A 24803-nucleotide genomic window follows, 5' to 3' on the forward strand; every position below is an offset into this window, starting at 1 on the left:
TAGCTCTCTTAACGTGTGGCTTCCTGCTCTTCGATAACAATTCGATTTCGTCCCCCGTTCTTCGCACTGTACAGTGCCATATCTGCACGGTAAAACAGGGACTCCACACTTACTCTCTCGTCCATCCAATTCCATTCCGCAATACCACTCGACACCGTCACAGACGGCCGGGTTTCAGCCTCCACTCGTGTACGAATCAGCTCAGCATAAGCCAGCGCCTGATGAATTCCGATCTGCGGCATGTAGATGGCCAGCTCCTCCCCACCCCACCTTGCACATATATCCTCAGGCCGAACCGAACTGGTGACAATATCACTCACTTGCTTCAATACCTGATCTCCAGTCTGGTGACCGAAGGTATCATTCACCTGTTTGAACTGGTCAATATCAACGACAACCAATGAACCGCAGTAATCATGAGCCTGACGCTCGTGAATGATGTTATCCAGATAGTGTCTTACGTACAGTCCTGTTAACATATCCAGATTAGCCAGACGTCGTACTTCTGCATGCAAGGTCGCATTGGTTATTGCCAGGCCGAGATGAATGGATAACATCTGAAGCAGGCGATAATTGTCATATGAGAAAAAATGCTCCCGTTCATGGGCCAGCAAAATTGCACTCTTCACCTGACCATCTACACGGATTGGAGCTGCAATCAAAGACATAGCGCCAGTAAGCTCCATAAAGCTGGAGGTGACTTTGTCAAATTGCGTATAATCGGATATGATTAACGGCTCTTCCGTCTGATACATATAACCAGCAATGCCGGAGTCCACCGGATACGTTTTATGACTGATTTCTTTAACATTGGTGGACATGACCTCAAATCGGTTCGTACTGTCATTCAAGCGCAAAATGCAGCAAAAATCAGCTTGAAACGTATGCTTGAGCTCTTGCCCGGAAAATTGATAAATCTCCATCAATTGCAAACTTTTGTTGAGACGTTGTGTGAGATCATTGATTACACGAAGTTCCTGGATGAGCATGTGGGACTGTTCATGCAACTTAGCATTCTCAAAAGCAGTCCCGGCCGTATCCGCCATCATTGCAATGAGCTGCAGATCGGAATCCTCTATCAATTCCTCATTCATCTCGATGTGAAAAACACCATAGATGCCTTGTTTGCCTTTCAGCGGCAAGCCCACTTCAATGATACGCCTCTCCATTCCTTCAGATCGGGATACGATTAGCTTGCCCTCCATAAAGGATCGCACGCAAATGTCCTCTCCGCGCTCCTGTACAAGCAAAGGCTTGATTCTTGGATTAAAATTCCTTTGATCCTGAGACATATACAACATAATGTTCGCTGAAGGATAGAGATAATCCATACTTACAAAAACCTCGTCTAGTATAGCCCCAACATCCATCTTGTCGTGCATCCGCTGTACAATCTGAAAAAGAATAGATCTCCGGTGCTCCTCGCGTGCTGTTTGTTCGTGTGCATGCAGCAAATCCGTCATAAATATGTATTCGAATCTTCGGTAAAAGCAAGTACGATAGTGCAATGCCTCAGATCGAACTACAGCTTCTGAAGTTTCGGATAAGCTGGTTTCAAAAACAAGAGCAATGAACACGGCAAACAAATCTCTATTTGTTCTCGAAAATAACGGCTCGGCAATAAGCAGATAGTCTCCTTGTATGCTGGTCCCGCTTCGGGACAGCGTACTTTTCTTCTCTGCACATTCCAAAGCCAGCAAACGTACATTGATGGCTGGGTCGAACTCCTGACCGGGGTCCTGCCCGACGCACTCACCTTCTGTGTTCCATACACTGTATACAGTAAACGCCCTGTCCAGCGGGGTATGCAGCTGGCTTGTCCAATCCTTGTACGCTTGCCCCAACAAACTGCTTAAATATGAAAAATCAAAAGGGGTAATGTCCATTTTTTGCATCCACAACGCGTGATCATCATGAGATGGCGACACATTAAACGATGTGGAATCGCCCGCACTTCGCGAGTTCAGGCTGGCAGGTATACTTCTTAGATGTTCCAACATGTCAGGCGCTCCTTTGCACCGTTTTTGCATCCGGGTGGATGCATTAATCTGCATTTAGCTATCGCAAATCTGCAAAACAATCGCAAAACCTTGGTACACAAGATTGTTTAAAGTTAAGATACCATCTATTTTACTCTGTTTAAAGCTTTTTTGCATCCATATTTCAGAAAATTGTCCCATTATTTTAGGCCCAATGACCTATCGACAAATTTAGACTATTTTCTGACTTTATCTATTGCTTGACTTTGACGCTTACAGAAGGTAGAATAAATTGTTGATGAAGACTACTTCGGTGTCTTTAAATTTGGGCGTTACCGGTTGTGTCACCCTCATTCTTTTTGTTGCTTTCAGGACAGCGGCTGAACTTTCCTGATTGTTCTATGCGAGGCCAAGCCCGCATCAACAAATTGGAGCGCAAACAGAGCCCTATATGAACTTTAACTAAAAAGGAGCTACTTTAAACATGGCACGTTACACTGGTCCTAAATTTAAATTGAGCCGTCGCCTCGGCATTTCCCTGAGCGGAACAGGCAAAGAATTGAAACGCCCTTTCCCTCCAGGTCAGCACGGAGCTAACCAACGCAGAAAAATGAGCAACTACGGTATGCAGTTGCAAGAAAAACAAAAATTGCGCCACATGTACGGTTTGGGTGAAAAACAATTCCGCACATTGTTCTCCAAAGCGCAAAAAATGCAAGGTATTGCCGGTGAGAACTTCATGTTCTTGCTTGAGTGCCGCCTTGACAACCTCGTTTACCGTCTTGGCTTTGCTAACTCCCGCGCTGGAGCGCGTCAATTGGTAGCACACGGTCACGTAACTGTAAACGGCAAAAAAGTCGATATCGCTTCTTACCAAGTAAGCCCTGGCGATGTAATCGGCTTGCGTGAAAGAAGCCGCGGTTTGTCTTCCGTTAAGGAAGCTTTGGAAAACCGTACGCATCTTCCAGCATACGTTGAATACAACGAAGCAGCTGTAGAAGGTAAATTCATCCGCTTGCCTGAGCGTGCTGAATTGTCCCAAGACATCGATGAAAAACAAATCGTCGAGTTCTACAACCGTTAATCGTTGCACCACAACACAAAGACAACTGCTTGAGAACTTCTCGGCAGTTGTTTTTTTGTGTCTTTTTTTTGTTTTTTCATAGCGTATCTTCATTATTAACCTTTACATAACGATATTATCATTAAACATAAATACAGATTGATCTTTAGAAAACAGTTCATAAAGACATCATGGGGGGCTGCATATGCAATTTTTGAGAAATATTAAACTGGGGGTAAAGCTTGGTGTGCTGCTTGGGATGGTACTCCTCTGTTCGATCGGTGCGTTAATCGCTTTTAACACCAAAGCCATCTATGACAAAAGCCTGCAATACGGCGAGTCTGTTGCGGCACAATCCGCAAATACAGCAGTAAATGATTTTATGGGCGATATCAATCAGTTAAGAAGCTCCTTGGACAGCCTGGGTACAACCATCGTTGATGCCGCTAAAAACGGGTCGATGAGCCGTGAAGATATCGTCCGTATTTTGGAGGAGCATCTGAAGAAGGATGACAAGGTGTTCGGGATTTATACGGGCTTTGAGCCAAATGCCTTTGACGGCAAAGACGCCGAGCATGTCAACAAAAGCAAGTATGATGATGCGACCGGACGATTTATTCCTTATATCGTGCGAGATGGTAACTCGTTACATTACGAGCCGTTGACCACCTACGAAGGAACAGGTGACACAAGTAAATATTATCAGCAGCCCAAAGCCACCAAAGCATTGTACTGGACTGAACCGACAACCTACAAGGTAGCGGGCAAAGAAATCTCTCTCGTCTCTATTGTTCTTCCGCTCCTGGACGAGAATAATACATTCCTGGGCATCATCGGAGTTGATTTTACAATTGATCGCTTCCAGCAAAATATCTCAGCCCTTAACCCTGACCAAGGATATGCGATGTTGATTACCAGCGGCGGGCGCATTGCAGCCCACGGCTCCAGGCCCGAGCTTGTCAAGGAAAACGCTCAGGTCTCAGCGGATACTCAAGCCGTTATTCAGCGTATTACAGCAGGCGAGTCTGGATTCTACAGTTCAATTGACAATGCCAAGCCAGATTTGTTTATCGCTGAGCCGGCGAAAATGCCTGGACTTGAATCAAGCTGGTTTCTGGTATCCGCCTTGCCCAAAGATGTCATTCTGAAGCCGTTCTACGAAAGCCTGAAGTGGTCTGTCATTATCGCTATAATCGCAGTGCTTCTGCTTGCCGGCGTTGTGACGTATACCATCCTCTCCATTGTGAAGCAATTAAACCGTGTAAATGTGGTTGCCGGGCAGCTGGCAGGTGGAGATCTGACGCAAAAATTACCTGTAAGATCGAAGGATGAATTCGGAGTTATGGCTGTTCATATGAATGACATGATGACTACGCTGCGTCATACGATCTCCGTTATTTCCGAGCATGCCTTATCTGTAGGTTCAACTTCACAGCAACTGACAGCCGGTGCGGAAGATACAAGCAAAGCTGCCGAGCAGATGGCACTCACCGGACTCGAGGTATCCAAAAAGGCTGAGAAGCAGGTCGAAGAGCTGCAGCATTCCTCCCGCTCGATGAATGAAATCTCCACAGGGATCGGAAAGATAGCAGATGCCGCTGCCGAGGTAAGCCAGGCCTCCAGATCGGTCACAGAACAAACTTCTTCTGGTACTGACAAGATGAAGGCAGCTATGGATATGGTTGAACGCGCGAATTCTTCTGTCCAGTCCTCCATGACCGCGCTGGAGCATTTCCAGCAGCGCTCGGAGGAAATTGGACGAATTACAGGTATGATTACGGAAGTCAGTCGTCAAACCAATCTGCTTGCACTTAATGCTTCTATAGAAGCTTCGCGTGCAGGTGAACACGGACGCGGATTCGGCGTAGTCGCTGCCGAGATTCGCAAGCTTGCTGAACAGTCCAATCAATCGGCCTCCGACATTGCAGCGTTGATCCAATCGGTGCAGCATGAGGTTCGAGCTATTGTGGACAATATGGAAACGGGAAGTGCTGAAGTAACTCACATCGCAGAGGTAATGAACGAGAGCGGTGAGCTTTTCTTATCCATCTCCTCCCAGATTGCAGACGTGAACGAGCAGATTGAGCAAGTTTCCACTATCGCCAAGCAGATGTCAGACGAATCGCAGCAAGTCGACTCCTCTCTAGAACAACTTAAAGTGATCGGTCATGAAACGGCCGACCATGCCAATCAGGTGGCTTCCGCTTCCGAGAAGCAGCTGGCATCTATGGAGGAAATCACTGCCGCCTCTGCTGCTCTGGCACATCTCACTCAGGAGCTGCTGGAACTCATCCAGCGTTTCAGAACGTAATGACAGCTTTAATGTAATATTTTTCTGAAATAAATGGGAACTCGTATCTCTCCGAAGCTGTCCTGCTCTCATGCAGTGACAGCCTTTTTCCTTTGTTTTTCAACTCATGAAATGTCCCCCGATATCACATGCTATATAGCATAATCCATGCCAGATTGGCAAATTTCGACCAATACTTGTATTTCTCAGGCATGCAAACGGACCTTTTTATGCTATAATAAGTGCTGTTAAAAGGAGGAAGACACTGAATGGGTGATGTTACTAAGAAAAAGCCTGAAGAGCAGCCTGTACGCAAGCGTAGCTTTGCTCGCAGACTGGGCAGCTTCGTTCTATGGATGGCTGTGCTTGGATTAATGGGCGTACTGTTCGTGGGCGGTGCTCTGATGGGTTACGTCAGTTCCATCGTTAAAGACGAACCCGTGCGTTCCAGGGCCCTGATTGAACAAAAAGTCAGCGAAAACTCCATCACAGGCTTTGCTTATTTTTCCGACGGCAGTCCGATTGGTCAACTGCGTACGGAAGAAGACCGGCGTCCGGTCACCTTAGACCAGATTCCACAAAAGGTTATTGATGCCGTGGTTTCGATTGAAGACAATCATTTTTACGAACATAAAGGTGTAGACATGAGCGGAACGCTCCGTGCCGTGAAGCAGAAAGTGCTGAAAGAATCAGTACAAACAGGCGGCAGTACACTTACACAGCAATTAGCAAGACGTGTATTTCTGAATCTGGATCGTACAGAAGATCGTAAAGTGAAGGAAATTTTGTTATCTCTCCGACTGGAACGTTTTCTGACCAAGGACGAGATCATGACAGCCTACCTGAACAAAGTACCTTTCGGTAATGGTTCAAGCGGTTACAACGTATATGGAATCAAAGCAGCAGCCAAGGGACTGTTTAATATCAATGATCTCGAAAAAATAAACATCGCTCAAGCTGCTTATCTGGTTGGATTACCTCAGTCGCCCTCTTCCTACTCCGCCTTTAATGGTAAAGGGGATTTTGTAGAGGAAAAGTTTGATCGCGCCATCAATCGTCAGCGTCTCGTTCTTCGCCGAATGCTTGAACTGGGCAAAATCTCGCAATCTGAATACAGTGATGCTCTTGCCTTTGATATCAAAAGTTCGCTCGCGCCGAAAACCGTTAAAGCTTATAACACTTATCCATACCTTATGATGGAAACGGAACGTCAGGCAGCGCAGATTTTGATGCAGCAGCTGAGCGAGAACAAAACAAAGGCTAGTGGCAAAAGTACAGACGCAGAAACAAACAGCAAGGAGAACAGCGCATTGCTGGAGGAAGCGCAATCCCAGCTGCGTACTGGCGGGTATCGTGTCTATACAACGATTAACAAAAATATTTACAAAACGATGCGTACGATTGCCGAGGATGACAGCAATTTCTCTGCAGATGATCCTGTCAAGGGAAAAGAGCAGACTGCAGCCATGCTCATTAATCACAAAACAGGTGCTATTCTGGGCATGATTGAAGGTCGCAGCTTCAAAGACGAGCAGATGAACTATGCAACACAGATGGTCCGTCAGCCAGGTTCAACAATGAAGCCGATTGCTGCCTACTTGCCAGCTCTGGAGGAAGGTCTTATTCAACCCGCCTCCATTATTGATGATTCACCAATCATCCTTAAAGACGGCTCTAGCGGCTACCATATTGCCAAAAATGCTAACAACCGCTACCAAGGTCTGGTAACAGCCCGCAGAGCATTGAATTACTCGCTGAACATTCCAGCCCTAAAACTTTTCAATGAGGAAGTTGGAATCGACAAAGCCTGGGCTTTTGCGAAAAAGCTTGGAATTACGACGATTCAGAAGCAGGATTATCAGGCACAGACGGGTGTTCTTGGCGGACTTCAATACGGTGTAACGGTTGAAGAGCTGACAAGTGCCTATGGTGCGATCGCCAATAAAGGCGTATACAACGATTCTTACATGATCAGCAAAATTGTTGATTCCAAGGGTAATATCGTATATCAGCATGATCGCGAGCCTGTGCAGGCGTTTTCGGAGCAAACAGCCTATCTGATGACAGATATGCTGCGTACCGTCATCACTGAAGGTACAGCCGATAAAGTGCGGGAAAACTACAAGTACAGATCAAGTGTACCGATTGTAGGTAAAACAGGCTCCACTCAAAACTATGCGGATGTCTGGTTTGAAGGTTACACGCCAGATGTTACGCTCGGTGTATGGGTCGGTTATAAACAGCCGATTAACACACTGGAAACCAAGTCACAACGCAAACGCGCTCAGCAGCTCTGGACAAAAATCATGAATGAAGTCGTGGAAACACAGAAGGATCTTTTCGTGACGAATTCATTCAAAAAACCGTCAGGCATCGAAACCCGGACGGTATCTGCATACAGCGGCAAGCTGCCTACATCGCTGACTGATAAATTTGTTACTGACATTTTCAACAGCAAATTTATTCCGAAGGAGAGCGATGATGCTGTCGCTAAAGCAAAATATATTACGTACAATGGTGTTAATTACATCCCTCGAGATGAAACACCAGATGATATGCTGAGAGAAAAAACGGTCATCAAACGCAAAAAGCCAATCTCGGATCTCATTAAAGAATTGCAAAATGCTTTTAAACGAATGAGCCGTCACGAGTCACTGGCCTACTACCTGCCAGAAGATGCTGGTGCTGATCTGCCGACAGAGGTTGATCCGCGTAGCGATAACGGCAAAGCACCTGATGCACCTGGCAACGTGCGTCTCTCCATCTCGGGAGAGCGTGCAACGATCACATTTAATGCTACACCTGAAAGTGATGTCGTTGGTTATCGCCTCTATCGCTCAGTCAATGGTGCAGGCTTCCAAAATCAGGGCCAGGTCGTGCTGACAGGTGAGTCCAGATCGTTCTCTGCTTACGCAACATTAAGCGGCAACTTTGCATTCTATGTCACTGCGGTAGACGTTGCAGGCAAGGAATCCGCACCAAGTGCAATTGTGAGCAGTGCAGGTGTTACTCCGCCTGCGAATGAAGATAAGGAGCCAATTGAAGTCCCGGGCACTGTGGTAACACCAGGAGAGGCAGTGAATGACAACGCCCCAACAACCGTTCCAGGCACACCAGGTCAAGTCGGTGTCTCTGCGCTCTCCCAAGGCCTTCGGATTCAATGGTCATCCAATCCGGAAGCAGACAAGGTACAAAGTTACGCTGTCTATTACAGTGAGACAGGTTCTGGAGCTTACACCAAAATCGGAACAACCTCCGGTACAAGTATGGATTATGGTGTGCCCTCATCCACCAGCGGCTGGTTCAAAGTATCTGCCATCAACAGTGTTGGCGAATCGGACGCTTCCGTAGCGGTACATTATCAGCCTTGATATGACGGTCTCTCTGAGTCCTCATATCCACAGTAAACAAGCCGCATGTCCAGTGAGTTAAGTACACTGGACATGCGGCTTGTTCGGTTATAAAAGGTGTAAGCATGCTTGTTTATGTTTTGTGCGTCGTCACATGATACGCAATACCTTCGTTAACCGTTAGTTAGTTTAGTTAGTTTAGTTAGTTTAGTTAGTTTAGTTACCGCTTCTCTTCAACAACGTGCAAAGAAGCCTGGTTCACGCTATACGCATGAGCCAGGCTTCTGTTCTTTCAAGCGAGCCATTTCATCTGCTCAGATGATCAGTCTTCGATTGTAGACAAGTCACCCGTTGGCAAATCAAGCTCCCATGCTTTTAAAACACGACGCATAATTTTGCCTGAACGTGTCTTCGGCAGCTTCTCCTTAAACTCAATCTCGCGCGGCGCTGCGTGAGCGGACAAACCTTCTTTGACAAATCGATAGATTTCTTCCTTGAGCTCCGGGGTGGCCTCATACCCTTCACGGAGCGCAACAAACGCTTTGATGATTTCCCCCCGGGTTACATCCGGTTTGCCGATAACGCCCGCTTCAGCAACTGCTGGGTGCTCTACCAGCTTGCTCTCCACCTCAAACGGCCCAATTCGCTCGCCAGAGGAGTTGATCACATCATCAATGCGTCCCTGGAACCAGAAATATCCATCCTCATCCATGTAGGCTGAATCCCCGGATACATACCAGCCTGTTAGCCTGAAATACTCCTCATACTTGGCTGGATTGTTCCAGATCTTGGCCATCATGGACGGCCATGGTGCACGAATGGCAAGATTGCCCATACTGTACGGCGGCAGCTCCTGTCCCCGGTCATCTATAATGGCTGCTTCGATGCCTGGCAGAGGACGGCCCATCGAACCCGGTTTGATCGGCATACCCGGGTAGTTACAGATTAATTGTGCGCCAGTCTCAGTCATCCACCACGTATCATGAATTCGCTGACCGTAAGCCTTCCAGCCCCAACGTACCACTTCAGGATTGAGCGGTTCGCCTACCGACATCACATGGCGCAAGCTGCTCAGATCATGCTTTGCAATTGTCTCATCCCCTGCACCCATAAGCATACGGAATGCTGTAGGAGCACTATACCATACACTGACCTTGTTTTTCTCAATCGTACTGTACCAATCCTGTGGACTGAACCGGCCGCCGCGGATCACATTGGTTACTCCGTTCAGCCAAGGCGCAAAAATGCCGTATGAAGTGCCTGTTACCCAGCCCGGATCGGCGGTGCACCAGTATACGTCATTCTCTCGCAGGTCAAGCACGACCTTGCCTGTATAATAATGCTGAATCATCGCATTCTGGACGTGATATACACCCTTAGGTTTTCCGGTAGAGCCGGACGTATAATGAATCAGCAGTCCATCCTCACGCGTCAGCCATTCGACCTCGATATCATCTGCAGCAGCCGCCATTTCTGCATCAAAATCAATCAGTCCTGCATCAGACTGCGGACCACCGCCGACGACAAAAATATGCTTCAAGTCCGGCAATTCGGAACGTTTGATCCGCCCCAGCAGCTCTGGTGTCGTCACCAGTGCCACAGCTCCACTGTCTTCCAGCCGATCCTTCACCGCTGTTTCCATGAAAGCTTCAAACAAAGGACCAGCTACAGCCCCTATCTTCAGAATACCCAGCAGACTGAAATACAGTTCTGGACTTCGCGGCATAAAAATAAAGACACGATCTCCTTTGGCTACACCATATTTACGCAGCACATTACCAAAGCGGCTGGACTGCTCGCTTAGATCAGCGAAGGTGTATGCTTCCTCACGTGAAGCGTCGCTGTACAGCAGTGCTGTCTTCCCGCCTCTGCCTTCCAGCACATGGCGATCAATCGCCTCATGTGCCATATTCACTTTTCCGCTGGCGTGCCACGTAAAGTGCCTTTCTACCGTTTCCCAATCGAACCGGCTTCTAGCTTCCATATAATCGCCCAGATTCGACTCAGACACCACCGTTTGCAGCATCTCATTATGTGCTTGACTCATGCTTGCCAGCCTCCTTCAACTCGACATTCGATTCCCGACAGGGTTGCTTCGTATTGCCTTTGTGTTGACTGAACTTCCAGTTAGCGCTTACATTAGTAGAGAGAAAACTACTTTCACGTACTTGCCTGACCCAACTGATGCACATGAACGGTGTTGAATTGTGAACATTTTTTGTCAACGCAATTATATCAAATTTGATCAAACATCGTCTATGGCTTTTCAACTTTTCGATTTTTTGCTATAAGTAGGGGGAGAAAGGAGTATGAACCATGGAGCATATCAAGGAGCATCACATGCGTTCCATCTTCAAGTCCGACCACCGAATTACGGTTGAGGGCCCTGTGCATGCAAACCAGATTAGACGTATGGCTTTCCATGCCGATCTGGATGCCTTTCGGCGTCCGGCAGAACAGCAGGAGGCTCTTGCCGAGATTGCTGATTTACCTGAAGGACGCATTATTATTGCACATGAAAACGATATGATTATCGGATATGCCACTTTTCACTATGCCGATGAATCTGAACGCTGGTCTGAAGGCAATATGACAGACCTGATTGAGCTTGGAGCCATTGAAGTCGCAGACAATTATCGCTCCTTTGGTGTTGGCCGTGAAATGCTGCTTACCGCAATGGAAGACAAGTATATGGAGAACTATATTATTTTTGCTACAGAGTATTATTGGCACTGGGACCTGAAGGGCAGCGGATTGACGGTATGGGACTACCGTAAAATGATGGAGCGGCTTATGCAGAACATCGATATGACCTGGTATGCCACGGATGATCCCGAAATCTGCTCTCACCCCGCGAACTGCCTGATGGTTCGGATCGGTAATCAAGTCCCTATGAGCTCGGAAGAACAATTTGACCGTGTGCGCTTCCGTCATCGATTCATGTATTAGTACGAAACGAAATGCCGTTCATTTTATACATAAAAACCGCCTTGCAGAACATTCTCCATCTGAATGGAAGTGGCTCTGAGAGGCGGTTTATATATAGAATCACATATGTTCAAGCATATGCTCCACAATGCGGTGGGAACGCTGTGAAGACTGTACGGTGAATTCGGCAAAATTGACATGCGCGGATCCATCAGCCTTGTCAGACATGCTGCGCAGTACAACAAAAGGCACACGGTTCATATAACATACCTGAGCAACGGCTGCCCCTTCCATCTCGGCACAAGCTCCATCCATTTCCGTATGCAGCATGTTCACGGTCTCTTTGCTCGCGATAAACTGATCCCCTGACAACACCTTGCCAATGCGGTAATGGGCCCCCTGCGCTTTGCAGGCTTCCTCGGCCAGCGCAATCAATGAAGCATCGGCTGGAAATGCTGATGTTTCCTGATATGGAATGACTCCACGCTCGAATCCCAGCGGCGTTACATCCATGTCATGCTGCACACATACCGAAGAAATCACCATATCCCCAATGTTCAGGTCGGGGTGCACCGCTCCCGCTACACCTGTGAAGATGACACGATTCACTTGAAAACGATCAATCAGAATCTGCGTCGTTACTGCCGCGTTAACCTTCCCTACACCTGACTTGCATACAACGATCTGCTTGCCAAGCCACTCGCCAGCAACATACGTAATGCCCGTCTGTTTCACCGTTTCATGCTGTTTCATGCCTTGAAGCAAAAGCTGCACTTCTTCATCCATAGCACCCATAATGCCTATCGTTTCACGCATCGTTGTATCCTCCCTGTTTGCAATTGAATCATCCTGTATGTGAAATCAACGCATGTTCACCAAGCCGTTTTCAGCACAAAAGCCCCGTTTCCGGAGCTTATGCACAACCTAACTCTATGTAGAGAGAATGCCTTCTCCCTTTCTTTTACTTCAGCAAATAAACAGATTAACCCGCGTGGCTTACAGACAGACGCAGAATCGTTTCATGCGGCAAAATCACTCTCGGATTCTCCACATTTTCCTTCTTCATCAGCTTGGTCAGCAAACGCATCGCTACCGCACCCAGATCATACATCGGCTGGGCTACTGTCGTTAACTGCGGACGTACCATAGAAGCCATACGGATGTTATCCACACTAATGATCGAGAAGTCATCCGGTACTTTCAGCCCGTCATCCTGAATGCTGTGAATGGCACCAATCGCCATTTCGTCTGTTGCCGCAAAGATCGCTGTCGGTTTTTTCTTGAGTCCAAGGAAATATTTCATAGCTTCCACACCAGATTCATAACGATAGTTACCGATCCGCACCAGATCCTCCTGGTACTCAATGCCTGCAGCTTCCAGTGCTTTCTTGTAACCTTGGAAACGTGCAAATCCGTTAGCAGGGTCCTGCAGTGTACCACTGATCATTGCGATTTCTCTGTGACCATGGCGAATGAGCGTGTTGACTGCATCAAAAGCTGCTGCTTCATGGTCAATATCAACAGAAGGGAATGTGCCCTTCTCATCACTTGTCGCACACAATACAATCGGCACCGCAGCAGATTGGAACGCTTGAATGTGTTCATCCGTTACCGTTCCACCCATGAAGAGCAGACCGTCTACTTGTTTCTCGAGCAATGTGTTGATTACACGAATCTCTTTTTCCTTCTTTTTGTCCGCATTACACAAAATGATATTGTAATGGTACATATTCGCAATATCTTCAATACCGCGAGCAATCTCTGCAAAGGTCGAGTTCGAAATGTCCGGAATCACGACTCCGACCGTAGTCGTTTTTTTACTAGCCAGACCACGGGCTACCGCATTCGGGCGATATCCCAGTCGTTCAATTGCTTCGTATACTTTTTTCCGCGTCTGCGGTTTGACATTAGGGTTATTGTTGACTACCCGTGATACCGTTGCCATAGACACTCCAGCTTCACGTGCCACATCATAAATGGTTACCGTCACAGTACTTCGCTCCATTACCAGTAAATTTTCATTCCATTTTCATTAAGGTTTATATTACGACAAATTATAGCATTAATCAATTAAAATAGGCTCTAAGCCTCACTTAAAATGTTAGCAAGCGTCCTGCTGGTAATCTGTGAATGGGAAGTATGCCATACGGGCATGCCATTTTTGACCAGAATGACCTGGGGCGATTCGTGCTTCACACTCAGCTTCTCTGCCACTTCATTGGATACAGGGCGGTCTTCTACCACATAAATCATGCCATATTTCACGCTTTCATTCGGAGAGTTATGCAAATAATCATTCATCTCCTGATAAGCATGCGCGCTGATTGGACAGCGGGTGCTATGCTTGAACAGAAGCAAGGGTTGATCCTCCGTTGCCTGCACTGCGGAGTTTAGCTGTTCAATACTTGTCATTCTAGTCATGTCAGCCATTCGTTATACATCCCCCTTTATCAGCAATACCGCCATGTTGAGCGTTTTCACTCTCCGATATCTTAACAAAAAGTGAGCAAAAAATCCAATTTTCATGAAAGCAAGCATTGGGCACGTCAAAACTAGACGGCATTTGAGAAATGCGCCCGCCACACAAACCCGGACAATTGTCCCAGTCTGCGCTGGGTGTCTTCCATCCACGCTTTGTCTTCGGCTTTGTGAGCGTATCCCATAATATCCAGCAGCAGATTGATTCGCTCTTGCACGGCCTCTTTCATTCGATATTCCATCTCCTGATCGCTTGCATCCGGCCAGGCGAGCAGCTGTTCATGAAACAGATCGGCCAGTTCATTCTGCTCTCCAAACGAAAGATCCTGCTTGTCAGGGCGTTCCCCGAGCTTGCTGATACATTCGGTCAAATCCGGTTTCACTGGCTGCAGCACTTCATAGGCTACACACGCTGTACACGCAAAGACGGGTACATTACGAATTTCTACCTTTTTGGCGTATACCACCGTTCTTAATTCCAACTCCATTACATGTCCACATCTGCACGACTTACGCACTATCCTTCACCTCATTCAACTCTGCTCTCTATATAAGTACCATTCGACCTATTTCTGCTTAAATCCTGCTGTAAACTAAAGGTTGCACAAATTACCACTGTCACCAGATGAAGGCTGTCGAAACTCAGACATTACTGGATTAGAAACGGTTCATTGATGTAAACGTTATGCTGTATATGAAGCAGAGCAACGAATCTGTTACAATATACAGTACGATGAAAGGACAACTATCCCAGGCAACAGGAAGGAGCAACAACAATGAGATTAACAGGACGAAAAATCATTGCACTGGTCGATGAAGAATTCGAGGATCTGGAGCTGTGGTACCCGGTGCATCGGGTTCGCGAGGAAGGTGCGGAAGTACATCTGGCTGGTGAAAAAAAAGGGAAAACATACATCGGCAAATACGGTGTGCCCGCTGTCGCTGAATACAGCTTCGATGAGCTCAGCAGCTCCGATTATGATGGAATACTGGTGCCAGGCGGCTGGGCCCCTGACAAATTGCGACGTTATTCCAAAGTGCTGGAGCTTGTGAAGGAAATGCATGCGGACCGCAAGCCCATCGGCCAAATCTGTCATGCAGGCTGGGTGCTGATCTCTGCCAAAATACTGGATGGCGTTACAGTCACCTCTACACCGGGTATTCGGGATGACATGGAAAACGCAGGGGCGATCTGGAAGGATGAAGCCGTCGTTGTGGATGGACATATTATCTCGGCTCGCCGTCCACCTGATCTTCCTCCGTATGGAAAGGCGTTCTGTGATGCACTTGCTGCCCTGCCAGCAAAGTAAAAGGTTGAAGTGAAGTAAGCGAAATCAAGGTCGTGATTAATAGACGTGATTAAGAACACATATAAAAAACCGCTGTGCAGTTTTACATGCACAGCGGTTTTTGTATCTTTTGGAAAAAGTGGTACAAAAATGAATATATTAACTTTAAGAGATTTGACATCTGGTACCAAGTAAATTTTGTTTTGAGACACCCGGTAACTTTGATTACGAAGCGTTTGATCCACTCTGGTCGTCAGGGCTTCCGCTCGCGTCGTTGAATTTCTGCAAGCGCTCCTCGATATCACTGCTTGTTCTTAGTGCGAAACATTTACGCGCTTCCTCTTTCGCATCCGAAGCTGTGGTATTCAATACTCTGTGCTTCACACGCAGCAGGGATTGTGGAGACATGCTCAAGTGACGAATCCCCAGCTCCAGCCATAACGGTATGGAACGCTCGTCCCCTGCCATCTCGCCGCACACACTGACATCGATGCCTGCCGTATGCGCCGCATCCACCGTTGCCCTTAGCATACGCAGGACAGCGGGATGATACGGATGATACATATGAGCAATCTGTTCATTCATCCGGTCTACAGCCAGCACATACTGAACGAGATCATTGGTCCCGATACTGAAGAAGTCCGCTTCTTCAGCAAGCAAGTCTGCAATCATCACGGCTGCCGGGACCTCAATCATGATGCCTACCTGAATGTTTGCATCATAGGCCAAGCCCCGCTCATCCAGATCAGCCATCGCTTCCCGAAGGATTTCGTTGGCTTGCTGCAGCTCCTCGACCGATGAGATCATCGGATACATAATCTTCACATTGCCTGCTGCACTGGCGCGCAGAATCGCCGTCAGCTGTGTTTTGAACAGATCTTTGCGATCCAGACTGATCCGAATGGCACGATACCCGAGGAACGGATTATCCTCCTCTGGCAATTCGAAATAATCCAGCTGTTTGTCGCCCCCAATGTCCAAAGTACGTATGACAACGGGCTGTCCGGCTGTTTTCTCGGCAACCAGACGGTACACCTCATACTGCTCCTGCTCGCCCGGGAAGGTTGCACGATCCATATAGAGGAATTCGGTGCGGAACAATCCAACTCCCTTGGCCCCATGCTTCAGCGCGAGATCAAGCTCCTTCACAGAGCTGATATTGGAAGCAAGCTGCAGCACAGACCCATCTTTGGTTACGGCATCCACCGTAGCAAGTACTTGTAGCTGCTCTTTTTTCTTCAGCTCTTTGTTGCGCAGCATCGTATATCGATCAATCGTTTTGCGGTCAGGTTCCGTAAATACCAGGCCATTATCCCCATCCACCACCAGCAAGTCCCCAGTCTCCACGGGCAGGTCAAGACTCGCCTCCAGCCCGGAAACGAGCGGGATGCCCAGTGCACGTGCCATAATGGCCGAGTGTGAGGTTTTGCCGCCAATCAGTGTAACGATGCCTAATACATAACTTGGATTCAGATGCGCAAGCTGTGACGGAGACAGCTCCTTCGCAACGAGAATGTACGGCTGTGTATCTGACGGAAGTGTAATCTCCGGTGCGCCCAGCAGGTGCTTGAGCAGGCGATTGCCGACATCCTTGATGTCGATCGCCCGCTCCTTCATATATTCATCCTCCAGCAGGTCAAACATGGTGACAAAATGGTCTATCGCTTCTTTTACCGCAACCTCTGCCGCCTTGTACTGGCGCTCAATAATACCGCGAATTTCGTTCATGAACACCGGATCTTCCAGAATCGCCAGATGTGCATCAAAGATGCTGGATTCCTCCGGGCCCACCACTTCCCTGAACTCATTTTTGATATATTCAATCTCATGCTTCGATGTCCGTATACCCTCGTACAGCCGTTCGAATTCCTGGGCGAGATCCACCGAATCCATCTTCTGGTCCGGCAGATCCCATTCCCAGCTGGGCAGGACAAATGCTTTGCCGATGGCGATGCCTGCAGCTCCATTGATGCCTTGTATCTTCATTCTACCCCTCCAACGTTCCTGTCATAGAGCACCACGGACATGACGGATGCCTGACCTTTCTTCACTTGCTTGAATGGAGCAAAACTCCATGATTTTACACGATCCGGGTTGGTGATCACCATCGGAGTCGTGAGTGACGCCGCTTGCTCACGCAATACCGCCAGATCAAATTTGATGAGCAGCTGTCCAGGCTCTACTGTATCGCCTTCCTGTACAAACGCTTCAAAATGCCCCTTCAGCTGCGAGGTATCAATCCCGATATGAAGCAGGACCTCCAGCCCCTCTCGCGTGGAGATGCCAAGGGCGTGCATCGTCGGATACAAGTGCATAATCGTTCCGAACACAGGTGATACCAGTTCTCCACGCTCCGGCACAAAGGCAACACCGTCTCCCACCAGCTTGGCTGCAAAAATCTGATCCGGCACTTCCTCAATCGGCAGCATCTTACCTTGAACTGGCGCTGCAAACAATACCTGCTGCAGATCCCGTTCCAGCAGCTTGGCAATCTCCTCCCGAATCAATTCGGAATAGGTGCCAAATACGACCTGCACGTTGCCGCCGCCCAGCTTGATCAAACCTGCTGATCCCAGGTTTTTCATCGCGCCTGTATCGATCAAACGATCGTCATGAACCGTCAGACGCAGACGTGTAATACACGCCTCTACCTGCACGATATTGCTTTTTCCGCCCAACGCTTCGAGAATCAACGGCGCCTGATAAGGGATATTGCCTACCCAATCTTCCAGCATAGACCCTTCTTCCCGTCCAGGCGTCGGTATTTTGAACGTACGAATCGCCCAGCGGAACAAGAAATAATAAACCAGCCCATATAGTATGCCAATCGGAATAAGCTTCCAAGCATTCTCGGACAGATGGAAATTGAGTATGTAGTCAATGACACCCGCCGAGTACGAGAAGCCGTGACGAATATCCAGCCAATAACTTAGCCACATCGCTACCCCGGACATCACTGCATGTACGATAAACAAATACGGCGCCGCAAAAAGAAAGGCAAACTCAATCTGCTCCGACACCCCTGTTAAAAAACAGACGAGTGCAGACGTGAGAAATGTTTTTCTGATCTTTGGCTTCAGGTCTTCCCTGGCCTCCTGAATAATCGCAAGTGCGATTGCAGGAATAGCAAACATCATAATAGGAAAAAGCCCTGCCATAAAAAATCCGGCTGACGGATCACCCGCGAAGAAGCGCGGAAGATCTCCCTGTACAATCTGACCGCCCGGTGTTTCGTAAGTTCCCAGCTGGAACCAGAATACGTTATTAAGCAGATGGTGAAGTCCAAAAGCTACCAGCACCCGGTATAATACGCCATAGATGAACAGCCCGAAGCCGCCAAGACTGTATTCCCAGGTTGCAATGGAGTTCAAGCCCTCTTGCAGGATGGGGGCAAGCCACAACATAAAGCAAGAAAACAGGGCCGAGCAGAGCCCGACGATCAGTAAAACAAACCTCGAACCACCAAAAAATTGTAATATTTCGGGCAGTTTAATGCTTTTGAACCGATTATGCATGCCTCCGGCAAAGGCGCCGAGAATAATTCCAATTAATGAAGCAGGCTGTACTGTACCATCACCGAAGTGTTTGGTGACCTGATCATAAATAACGATACCAGCCAGCGCTGCGAGTCCCGCTTGCCCGGCCTGATTGGAGAGTCCAAGCGCCACGCCAACAGCGAACAAATACGGCAAAAAATAAAAAATACCGTGTCCGGCCACGGTAGACACTTCACCAACCACTCCCAAGCCCCAGGCGTTCCAGGGCAGACTGCCCACGCTGAGCAGAATGGCGGCAGCGGGCAGGACCATTGTAGGCAGCATAACCGCTCTTCCGAGCTGCTGCAAGGATCCGAGCCAATTCATGGCGACCTCTCCTTTCTATCCTAGATGGTAAGCTTTGCGCAGCATTTTGTCAAAGCAAAAGCGACATGTCGAACATGAAAAATCCCGTGATTTCAAAAGATCACGGGATGCTCATTAGAATTCTAAGTTGAATATGCGTTCCATGAACGAATTCATGACGACAGCACGGCCTGTTAGCCACGACCAGCGCCGCGCAGAACGATGGAATCCTCTACCTTGATACAACGATTGGTTACTGCCGTCATACCGTTCTCTGCGGCAATCTGGACAGCCTCATCACTATGAATACCGAGCTGGAGCCATAACACATTAGCCTTGATTGCAGCAGCTTCCCGAGCGACTTCCGCACAAAACTCATCACGCCGAAAAACATTCACAATGTCCACCGGCTCCGGGATATCTGCAAGGGTGGCATATACCTTTTCGCCAAGAATCTCTCCTTGTGCCTGTGGGTTCACAGGAATGATGCGATACCCCCTGCTTTGCATCGCTTCCGCAACCATATACGAGGTACGATCCGATTTGTCCGATAAGCCGACTACGGCGATGTTGCCTGCATTGCGCAAAATATGTCCAATTTCTTCGCGAGTAGGGTTGTTAAATTCCATGTTCAAGCACCATCCTTTTCTGCTTAACGTGTTAATTTACTCTTTTACCCATTCAACCGAGGCGCCAAGCGCCTGCAAATGATCAAAATATTGCGGATATGACTTGGCTACATGGTGTGCATCCCGAATACGGAGAGGCTGCTTGGCACGAAGACCTACGACCGTAAGGGCCATAATAACGCGGTGATCATAGTGAGCATTGATCTCTACGCCGCCCTCGACACCTTCAGGACGTCCGTGTACGATAATCTCGGCCTGACGCTCCTCAACGTTCGCTCCTGCCTTGCGCAGTTCATTCAAATAATCCGTAATTCGGTCACATTCCTTGTAACGCAGGTTCTCTACATTATAAAACCGTGACGTGCCTTCCGCAAATACAGCCGCAGCTACCATGGCCAATACAGCATCTGTAGCAGCATCTCCATCGAACTCAATCGCCTTTAATCGGCCGTTTCCTTGAACGTGAACGATGTCATTCTCATGAGTAAGCGGCACTTCCATCATGCGCAGCACATCAACAATGGCACGTTCCCCTTGTTTGCTCTGCTCCATCAATCTGAGGATCTTCACATCCGAATGGGTAACCGCTGCAGCAGCAAGTACAGCAGCAGAGCCCGGATAGTCTCCTTGAACGGTGTATGTTGTTGGCTTGTATGCTTGTCGGCCAGGAACCTGGAACGACATGTAGTCCTCGCTTGCATGAATAACGATGCCGGCTTGTTCAAGCACTTCCAGCGTTTGCCCGATGACCACTTTCGATTTCAGATCGTTCAGAACCTCGATGGTACTGTCTTCAGCAAGCAAAGGTGTCACAAACAGCAGGGCGCTCAAATACTGGGAACTTACGGAGCCGGACACCCGAATGTGTCCACCCTTGGCCTCGCCGCCTTTAATGGTGATTGGAAGACGTCCTTGCTGATGTTCGACCTGTACACCCATTTGACCCAGAGCATCAATCAGATCGTCATGGGGACGTTTACCCAGAGAATCGGGATACGTATTCACAAAGGTAACCTCAGGGCACAGCGCTGTAACACCCATCAGGAAACGAAGCACCGCACCGGCATTGCCAACATTTAATTCGCGCACATCGCGAGGGTGGCTGCCAAAGCCTTGAATAACGATTTTGCTGTCATCCTCTTCCAGCACCGCACCAAGATCGCGAATACATCTTCGCATAGCGTCACTGTCCTCACTATGTGCAGGGAAGTGAATGGTGCTCGTTCCTTCCGCCAGCGCAGCAGCCAGCAAGTAACGAGTTGTGTAGTTTTTGGAGGACAGGGCTCCGATTTCCCCATTCAGCTCAGGGGTAGGGTTAACGATAACGTCCATGGATGATATTCTCCTTTTATAATGTTAGTGAGAAAGCTGTAATAACTAGTGTGAGGCTGTACCAAGGTGCACGGTCAGATAAGGCCAAATTGACATCCCCCGTATCCCTTGGGTATCATGAATAGGCGTTAAGTCCATATAGAAAAGAGGACCTGAATATGACACAAGTCGCTGAAATTCAAACATCTGAGCTGCGCCGCCGTTTACAGGCAGGAGAGAAGCTGCAGATGATCGACGTCCGCGAGGATGAAGAAGTCGCACAAGGCATGATCGAGGGGGCCAAGCATATTCCTCTGGGACAGATTCCCGATCGCTTGTCCGAGATTGATAAATCGGGCGAGATCATTATCATCTGCCGCAGCGGTTATCGCAGCGAACGAGCTTGTGAATATTTGCAGCAGCTCGGCTATGATGGCTGTACAAATATGGTTGGCGGCATGCTTCAATGGGAGCAGGAAAGCTAACCTCCGAAGCGGGCCGCACGGCCCGTTTTTTGATACATTCTACTTACTACGATAATTCTATATAAATTGAACTGTTATTTACATCTTCAATTCAATTTACAACTCATTCAACTGCAGCGATCACAAGCTTAGACGCGGTAATGCGCTAAAATTAAACGAGTCACTTCGGCCGCAGACAGCGCCGTTGTATCCACTGTGTAATGTGCGAATCGATAAGCATCTTTGCGTTCTTCCATAATCGTGCGAATTCGTTCCTCCGCGTTGCCCACCAGCAATGGACGGTTATCACAGCCGCTAACACGTTCTACAATAACTGCAGGGTCTGCTGTCAAGGCAACGACCCATCCGTTGCTCGACATCACTTCGCAGTTCTCTGCCCGAAGCACAACGCCGCCGCCAGTCGCAATGACCTGTGCATCGTTTTCCAGCACCGAGCATAACATTCGGCTCTCGGCTTCACGGAAATATGACTCTCCCTTGGCCGTAAACAATTCCGGAATCGAACAGCCTTCCTCCTGCTCCACCGCAGCATCCACATCAATGAGCTGATACTCCAGTTCCTGTGAAAGCATCTGGGCAACAGTTGACTTGCCGGTTCCCATCATGCCGATGAGAATAATATTTTTAGACTTGCTCAAGGTGTACACTCCTTTAATTCAAGCATTTCGTGAGCATTTTTTCCCTATCATAACACAGCCCTGCGAACGGGGGAAGGCCATGCCTGTACCGACAAGGCTTTCGACCATCTCTAGCACACGCGCTTCCTCCTCTTGGACGCTGTACTTCTCCAACTTGATCGCCTGAAGGTCCAGTTTCCCTCTCAAAAAATAAAGTAAAAAGGACCTGGCGGTGTCCGGAATGAATCCGGCCCTCCAGGTCCCTATGATTATTCTACGGTTGAAGCTTACTCCATCCAGTTGTGGTGGAAGCTGCCTTCTTTGTCCACACGTTTGAATGTGTGCGCCCCGAAGTAGTCGCGTTGTGCTTGCAGCAGGTTTGCCGGCAAACGCTCTGTGCGGTAGCTGTCATAGTAGGACAATGCGCTGGAGAAGCCCGGTACAGGGATACCTTGTTTCACCGCTACAGCAACAACTTCACGCCATGCATCCTGATAGGATTCCACGATGTTTTGGAAGTACGGATCAAGCAGCAGGTTTTTGAGGGCTGCGTCTTTGTCGTATGCTTCCTTGATGTTTTGCAGGAACTGCGAACGGATAATGCAGCCGCCGCGGAAGATCATCGCGATGTTGCCGTACTTCAGATCCCAGCCATACTCGTCAGATGCAGCACGCATCTGTGCGAAGCCTTGGGCATAGGATACGATTTTACTTGCGAACAGCGCTTTGCGCACGCTCTCGATGAACGCTTTTTTGTCACCGGAGAAGGCTTCGGCTTTAGGTCCGTTCAGAATTTTGCTTGCCGCGATACGCTCGTCTTTCATGGCTGACAAGAAACGGGAGAATACGGATTCCGTAATCATGGACAACGGTACGCCGAGATCGAGCGCGCTTTGGCTTGTCCATTTGCCTGTTCCTTTTTGTCCAGCCGCATCCAGAATGACATCCACCATCGGTTTGCCGGTTTCCGGGTCGTATTTGGAGAAAATGTCTGCCGTAATCTCGATCAGATAGCTGTCAAGTTCACCTTTGTTCCAGTCCGTGAAGATTTCGTGCAGTTCCTCTACAGAAACGTTCAAAACGGATTTGAGCAGGTGGTACGCCTCTCCGATCAATTGCATGTCACCATACTCAATGCCGTTATGTACCATTTTCACATAATGTCCGGCACCGTCCGGTCCGATATATGTACAACATGGGTCGTCACCAACTTTGGCCGAAATCGCCGTCAGGATCGGTTCCACCAGTTTATAAGCACTTTCCTGTCCGCCTGGCATAATGGAAGGGCCTTTCAGTGCGCCTTCTTCACCGCCGGATACGCCTGTACCGATGAAGCGAATGCCTTTGTCCTCCAGCTCTTTGCTGCGACGAACCGTGTCAGGGAAATATGCGTTTCCGCCATCAATGATGATGTCGCCCTCATCCAGGTGTGGAAGCAGCTGCTCAATTGTTGCGTCTGTTGCTTTACCCGCTTGTACCATGATCAGAATTTTGCGCGGGGACTCCAGGGAGGATACGAACTCTTCAATGGAGAATGTACCTGTGAGGTTTCTGCCTTCAGCTTCCTTCAGCAGGTCATGTGTCTTCTCTGGCGAACGGTTGAATACCGATACCGAGAAGCCTCTGCTTTCAATATTAAAGGCCAAATTTTTACCCATGACTGCCAGGCCGATTACGCCGATTTGCTGTTTTGTCATCTGGTCCTCCATCCTTTGCTCCAATTAATTTTATTGAAAAAAAATCTCAACAATACACCCATTTTAACGGTTTTATGTATGAAAGTGAACCCCGCTCCCTCGCCGGGCAGCGATAAAACGCCTCAATTTGCAAAGCTGTTCATCGTATTTTCATAAAATACGTTATTATAGTAAGAGCAACGAATCTTTAGCATAAATGGAGGAGCTTGCAAATGGCCTTTGCACAACTTTCAAATGAAGAACAGTTTTCGCTCGATATCCGAAGAACCTGTCTTTTGGGAGCTTATATGAATGAATGGGGCATGCCCGAGAGCAGAATAGTTCTTTCCCAAGCCGTTCGCAACATTCATGTGGAAATTTATTATTTTCCTGCAACGATACAATCAGGCATTTCCCGATTTGTCACTGTGAACTTGTCTCAAGCCACACGACCATCAGGGGAACGAGTCGCCGCAGAGTGGATGCTTGCGCTGCCCACGGAACTAGGGGGTGTAACGGTGGAGCAAGTCAACACTTATGCAGCGGATTTGATTACTCACCATATCGAAAACGCTCCGAACTCCAGCATCCCGCGTGTGATGGAACCAAGTGCACTTGCACCAGCAGCATGGAATGCGAATGCCCTGTTAATCGACGAGCTGCGGGGAGAAAATGAATCTCTCGAACAAATTTACACTGGTCAGGAGACGGTGCCTCTGTTGTGGGTTATCCCGATCACTGCACATGAAGCCGACCTGATTCTAAAACAAGGGATTGAGGAATTCGATGTGCATATAGAGAATAGTGACTACTCTGTCATTGATCCCCTCCGTCCATAGAAAGATACGAAGCTGACCGTTCTCCCC

At 48.3% G+C, this 24803-nt stretch carries 19 protein-coding genes; 7 read left to right on the forward strand and 12 right to left on the reverse strand.

The annotated features are described in order from the left end of the window. Window positions 1-8: 8 nt before the first annotated feature. Window positions 9-2000: a sensor domain-containing diguanylate cyclase gene (locus tag IEW26_RS02625; RefSeq protein ID WP_188591180.1), complete on the reverse strand. Its 1992-nt coding sequence runs from the start codon at window positions 1998-2000 to the stop codon at window positions 9-11. 463 nt (window positions 2001-2463) lie between these two features. On the opposite strand from IEW26_RS02625, the gene rpsD reads away from it, so the two are divergent. The 3 genes from rpsD to IEW26_RS02640 all read left to right on the forward strand — a co-directional run bounded on the left by rpsD (window position 2464) and on the right by IEW26_RS02640 (window position 8703). Beyond that, complete coding sequence (rpsD, locus tag IEW26_RS02630; RefSeq protein ID WP_111271078.1) at window positions 2464-3063, forward strand: 30S ribosomal protein S4; 600 nt, start codon at window positions 2464-2466, stop codon at window positions 3061-3063. A gap of 184 nt (window positions 3064-3247) precedes the next feature. Beyond that, window positions 3248-5353 carry a methyl-accepting chemotaxis protein gene (locus tag IEW26_RS02635; protein WP_188591181.1) on the forward strand — a complete coding sequence of 702 codons (2106 nt, stop codon included), beginning with the start codon at window positions 3248-3250 and terminating at the stop codon, window positions 5351-5353. Between the two features lie 248 nt (window positions 5354-5601). Next, complete coding sequence (locus IEW26_RS02640; protein WP_188591182.1) at window positions 5602-8703, forward strand: transglycosylase domain-containing protein; 3102 nt, start codon at window positions 5602-5604, stop codon at window positions 8701-8703. Window positions 8704-9004: 301 nt separating this feature from the next. Here the strand turns inward: IEW26_RS02640 and acsA are convergent, their stop codons facing one another. Then, window positions 9005-10729, reverse strand: a complete 1725-nt coding sequence (gene acsA / locus IEW26_RS02645) for an acetate--CoA ligase (RefSeq protein ID WP_188591183.1) — start codon at window positions 10727-10729, stop codon at window positions 9005-9007. A gap of 269 nt (window positions 10730-10998) precedes the next feature. On the opposite strand from acsA, the gene IEW26_RS02650 reads away from it, so the two are divergent. Continuing rightward, window positions 10999-11631: a GNAT family N-acetyltransferase gene (locus IEW26_RS02650; protein ID WP_188591184.1), complete on the forward strand. Its 633-nt coding sequence runs from the start codon at window positions 10999-11001 to the stop codon at window positions 11629-11631. A gap of 99 nt (window positions 11632-11730) precedes the next feature. Here IEW26_RS02650 and IEW26_RS02655 read toward each other — a convergent pair whose 3' ends face one another. The 4 genes from IEW26_RS02655 to IEW26_RS02670 all read right to left on the reverse strand — a co-directional run bounded on the left by IEW26_RS02655 (window position 11731) and on the right by IEW26_RS02670 (window position 14576). Next, complete coding sequence (locus IEW26_RS02655) at window positions 11731-12426, reverse strand: 5'-methylthioadenosine/adenosylhomocysteine nucleosidase (RefSeq protein WP_188591185.1); 696 nt, start codon at window positions 12424-12426, stop codon at window positions 11731-11733. A gap of 166 nt (window positions 12427-12592) precedes the next feature. Next, window positions 12593-13600: a catabolite control protein A gene (gene ccpA / locus IEW26_RS02660; protein WP_110898550.1), complete on the reverse strand. Its 1008-nt coding sequence runs from the start codon at window positions 13598-13600 to the stop codon at window positions 12593-12595. Window positions 13601-13692: 92 nt separating this feature from the next. Beyond that, window positions 13693-14040, reverse strand: a complete 348-nt coding sequence (gene ytxJ / locus IEW26_RS02665) for a bacillithiol system redox-active protein YtxJ (protein ID WP_145404013.1) — start codon at window positions 14038-14040, stop codon at window positions 13693-13695. A gap of 122 nt (window positions 14041-14162) precedes the next feature. Continuing rightward, window positions 14163-14576 carry a hypothetical protein gene (locus tag IEW26_RS02670; RefSeq protein WP_145404014.1) on the reverse strand — a complete coding sequence of 138 codons (414 nt, stop codon included), beginning with the start codon at window positions 14574-14576 and terminating at the stop codon, window positions 14163-14165. A 288-nt stretch (window positions 14577-14864) separates the two neighbouring features. On the opposite strand from IEW26_RS02670, the gene IEW26_RS02675 reads away from it, so the two are divergent. After that, window positions 14865-15398, forward strand: coding sequence for a type 1 glutamine amidotransferase domain-containing protein (locus tag IEW26_RS02675; protein WP_111271093.1), 534 nt, complete (start codon window positions 14865-14867; stop codon window positions 15396-15398). A 204-nt stretch (window positions 15399-15602) separates the two neighbouring features. Here IEW26_RS02675 and ptsP read toward each other — a convergent pair whose 3' ends face one another. From ptsP to aroA, 4 genes are all read right to left on the reverse strand, one after another. Then, complete coding sequence (ptsP, locus tag IEW26_RS02680; protein ID WP_188591186.1) at window positions 15603-17363, reverse strand: phosphoenolpyruvate--protein phosphotransferase; 1761 nt, start codon at window positions 17361-17363, stop codon at window positions 15603-15605. Next, window positions 17360-19240: a glucose PTS transporter subunit IIA gene (locus IEW26_RS02685; RefSeq protein WP_111271087.1), complete on the reverse strand. Its 1881-nt coding sequence runs from the start codon at window positions 19238-19240 to the stop codon at window positions 17360-17362. Before IEW26_RS02685 ends, ptsP begins: the two co-directional genes overlap by 4 nt. A gap of 173 nt (window positions 19241-19413) precedes the next feature. Beyond that, window positions 19414-19848: a CoA-binding protein gene (locus tag IEW26_RS02690; protein WP_111271088.1), complete on the reverse strand. Its 435-nt coding sequence runs from the start codon at window positions 19846-19848 to the stop codon at window positions 19414-19416. 36 nt (window positions 19849-19884) lie between these two features. Beyond that, complete coding sequence (aroA, locus tag IEW26_RS02695; protein ID WP_188591187.1) at window positions 19885-21180, reverse strand: 3-phosphoshikimate 1-carboxyvinyltransferase; 1296 nt, start codon at window positions 21178-21180, stop codon at window positions 19885-19887. Window positions 21181-21338: 158 nt separating this feature from the next. Between aroA and IEW26_RS02700 the strand changes: the two genes are divergently transcribed. Continuing rightward, the gene (locus IEW26_RS02700; RefSeq protein ID WP_111271090.1) at window positions 21339-21644 is read left to right on the forward strand and encodes a rhodanese-like domain-containing protein; all 306 of its coding nucleotides are present in this window, start codon (window positions 21339-21341) and stop codon (window positions 21642-21644) included. Window positions 21645-21772: 128 nt separating this feature from the next. Here the strand turns inward: IEW26_RS02700 and IEW26_RS02705 are convergent, their stop codons facing one another. Then, window positions 21773-22282, reverse strand: a complete 510-nt coding sequence (locus IEW26_RS02705; protein ID WP_229729619.1) for a shikimate kinase — start codon at window positions 22280-22282, stop codon at window positions 21773-21775. Window positions 22283-22548: 266 nt separating this feature from the next. Continuing rightward, window positions 22549-23958 (reverse strand): NADP-dependent phosphogluconate dehydrogenase, encoded by a 1410-nt coding sequence (gene gnd / locus IEW26_RS02710; protein WP_184190443.1) that lies wholly within the window; start codon window positions 23956-23958, stop codon window positions 22549-22551. 212 nt (window positions 23959-24170) lie between these two features. Between gnd and IEW26_RS02715 the strand changes: the two genes are divergently transcribed. After that, window positions 24171-24776, forward strand: a complete 606-nt coding sequence (locus IEW26_RS02715; protein WP_188591188.1) for a suppressor of fused domain protein — start codon at window positions 24171-24173, stop codon at window positions 24774-24776. Window positions 24777-24803 lie beyond the last annotated feature (27 nt).

Origin of the sequence: Paenibacillus silvae (assembly GCF_014639235.1) — a bacterium.
Lineage (GTDB): Bacteria > Bacillota > Bacilli > Paenibacillales > Paenibacillaceae > Paenibacillus > Paenibacillus silvae.